Genomic DNA, 2,604 nt, shown 5'->3' on the forward strand with positions numbered 1-2,604 from the left:
GCATCTTGGATTTGGCTGATCGGATTGTTCATGTGGAAGATGGCAAACTCGGTTTAGCGTTAAACCAAGAACTGTCTTTGATGTTACCTGGTTTTGATGAAGCCTTACTAGAAAAAAGCCAATACTAAACCAACTGTGTTGACTTACGCATCCGAGGAAATTATTGTTCGCCAGGGAGAACCAGCCACGAAATTTTATATTCTGCTAGAAGGAGATGTGGAAGTTTTCCAAGATTTCCCCGATCAGCCGACTCGCCTATTAAATCGGCTGAGTCGCGGAGATTATTTGGGGAAGTTGGTTTACTGCGGGGTGGAAAGCGTACAGCTACAGTGCGTGTTACCAAAAACTCAGAAGTGAAAGTGATGGTGATTGAGGAAGAATTATTTCAGTTGTTTGTGAATAACTCAGAGTTGACTAGTAATGATGTCGTGCGTCGTTTGCATCAACGGGTAATGACAAGTCATCTATCCAAAGCTTTACCCAATGTCGATCCATCAGAAATTGTGGCGATCGCTTCTCAATCTAAGGGAAGTCAATACAAAGCCAATTCCATTATTGTTCAACAAGGTGAATTTGGCGATCGCGTCTACTTAATATTAGAGGGAGAAGTGGAAATATCTGTGATTGATCAAGGGGATCCAGAACAATTCAACTCAAATCAGGTGAATATTTTGGTAATTTACAACTTTCCGGTGGTCAAATTATCCTGTTAATCTTCGAGCTATAGCCTGTACTGACGTTGAATTGATGGCAATTAATCGAGACAGTTTTTGTAATTTGATTTTAAAATCCAATACAAATTCCGATATCGTAGCTGCTGCACTCCACCATCAATTTCTCAACTTTTGATTTCAATTAAGTAGAACAGGGTAAATAATTAAAGGTTTGTAGTGAGAACTTTAGTTCTCTCGAAGAGACGCTCCGCAAACAAAAAAGGACTAAAGTCCTTACTACGAACTGAATTCTAGTGTTTTTACATTGCTTAATTATAGTTTGGTTTTGTCTAGTCGTTCTACTTAATCTGAATTGATGCTCTAACTTGTAACTTATTCAATGTTCTCACCCGTTCGCTGTCATCGGGACGCAGGCGAATTTTCACTTTCACGATTCTAACATCAGCTTTGGCGGTGGGATCATCATTAATGATTCCTGGCTGTTCAATTTGCAATCCAATTTGATCTACCTCTCCTTTGATTTCTCCAGTAAATCCACCATATTCACTGACAATTGTTGCTTCCTGACCGATTTTTACATAATGAATATCACTTTCGTAAACTTCAGCAATCACATACATTTGTTGTGTTTGTCCGATATCAACAATCCCTTTACTACCAACAACTTCACCGACTCTGGTGTTGATATTTAAAATTTGCCCAGCTACGGGTGCTTTCACATAAAGAGATTCTAGGTCAATTTTTGCCTTTTCTAATTGAGATAAGGACTCATTCAATTCTGCTTTGGCAACTAAAATATCTGTGGGTTTGACATGATCTAAACTATCTAATGTTGCTTCAGCAGCTTTTACACGTTCCTTACCTGTACTAACTTGTTCGCGGAGATTAGCTTGGGCTTCTTGCAATTTTTGCTGCTCAATTTCCACTTGCAAACGTCTAGTTTCTGTTTCTGATACAGAAACTGCTCCTTTGTCCAACAAATCCTTGTAGCGTTGATAATTATCTTTGGCTTTGCGTAATTCCAGTTGTTGACGAGCAATGACAGATTGTTGTACCTTCACACCTTCAACTAATTGTAATTGTATTTCTGCAACTTTTTTGCGTTGAGCTTCAATTTGGCCAGATTCTTCACCAGCTTGCACTTGAGCTAAACGCGATCGCGCTACATTTACTTTGGCTTTAGCATTTTCTACAGCCGCTTGATATTGACTCACATTATCCATAACTGCAATAATTTGGTCTGCGCTCACTTGTTCACCTTCTTTTACCAACAGTTTCGCCAAACGTTGATTTGCGCCTGTCGCAGACAGGTGAATAATATCGCCTTGCGGTTCTAATCTGCCTAAAGCTGTAATACGAACTATGGACTGTTGATTATTTGATATGGCTGGTAAATTATTCTGATTGGTGTTTGTTGATTGCCTACGTAAATTCACAGCCCAGAGAATACCAATACTGCTAATAATAGATAAAATTAAAGTAATTGTCTTCAGACTAAATATCCATTTATTCTGACCAGATGCTATCTTAAACATGATTTTCACCAAGGAAATATTTGGTCATTTATGCCATTGTTTAAACAATCAAAGTAGTTTTTGGTATTAGATTAACTGCCATAAAATTTTTAATACAGGGATATTATTTTTAGTTTTCCCGTAAAAATAGCTTGTCTAACAATTGTGTCTATAATGTCTCTTGCTCTCTGCTTTAATATGCTTTGGGTTTTAGGCATTTGTGGACAGATATAAATAGACTTCTTGCATAAATACTTTGGTGTTGCTGACAATATTGTTGAAAAGCTCACGCAAAGGCAAGGCAGCGCGTTGGGCGGGTTCCCCGACTTGAAGCGACTGCCGCGCAAAGACGCAAAGAAGAACGCAGAAAGATAACTCTTTAATTTATGTATTCGGAGTGTTCAATTATTCGTGCA

The 2,604-nt window shown here is 38.4% G+C and carries 3 protein-coding genes; 2 read left to right on the top strand and 1 reads right to left on the bottom strand.

The window, feature by feature from the left end:
• Positions 1–138 precede the first annotated feature (138 nt).
• Both CV014_RS29270 and CV014_RS29275 read left to right on the top strand, forming a co-directional pair.
• Positions 139–357 (top strand): cyclic nucleotide-binding domain-containing protein, encoded by a 219-nt coding sequence (locus CV014_RS29270; RefSeq protein ID WP_236145217.1) that lies wholly within the window; start codon positions 139–141, stop codon positions 355–357.
• On the top strand, positions 330–713 hold the full coding sequence (locus CV014_RS29275; RefSeq protein ID WP_236145218.1) for a cyclic nucleotide-binding domain-containing protein: 384 nt from the start codon (positions 330–332) through the stop codon (positions 711–713). The genes CV014_RS29270 and CV014_RS29275 overlap by 28 nt, the downstream gene beginning before the upstream one ends.
• Before the next feature lie 299 nt (positions 714–1,012).
• Here CV014_RS29275 and CV014_RS29280 read toward each other — a convergent pair whose 3' ends face one another.
• Positions 1,013–2,209 carry an efflux RND transporter periplasmic adaptor subunit gene (locus tag CV014_RS29280; protein WP_236145219.1) on the bottom strand — a complete coding sequence of 399 codons (1,197 nt, stop codon included), beginning with the start codon at positions 2,207–2,209 and terminating at the stop codon, positions 1,013–1,015.
• Between the last annotated feature and the right edge of the window lie 395 nt (positions 2,210–2,604).

Origin of the sequence: Nostoc sp. CMAA1605, assembly GCF_021596505.1 — a bacterium.
Classification (GTDB): domain Bacteria; phylum Cyanobacteriota; class Cyanobacteriia; order Cyanobacteriales; family Nostocaceae; genus Trichormus.

Excerpts from the sequence above, each read along its gene's own strand:
- CV014_RS29280 (WP_236145219.1), bottom strand. The coding sequence starts at position 2,209 with ATGTTTAAGATAGCATCTGGTCAGAATAAATGGATATTTAGTCTGAAG.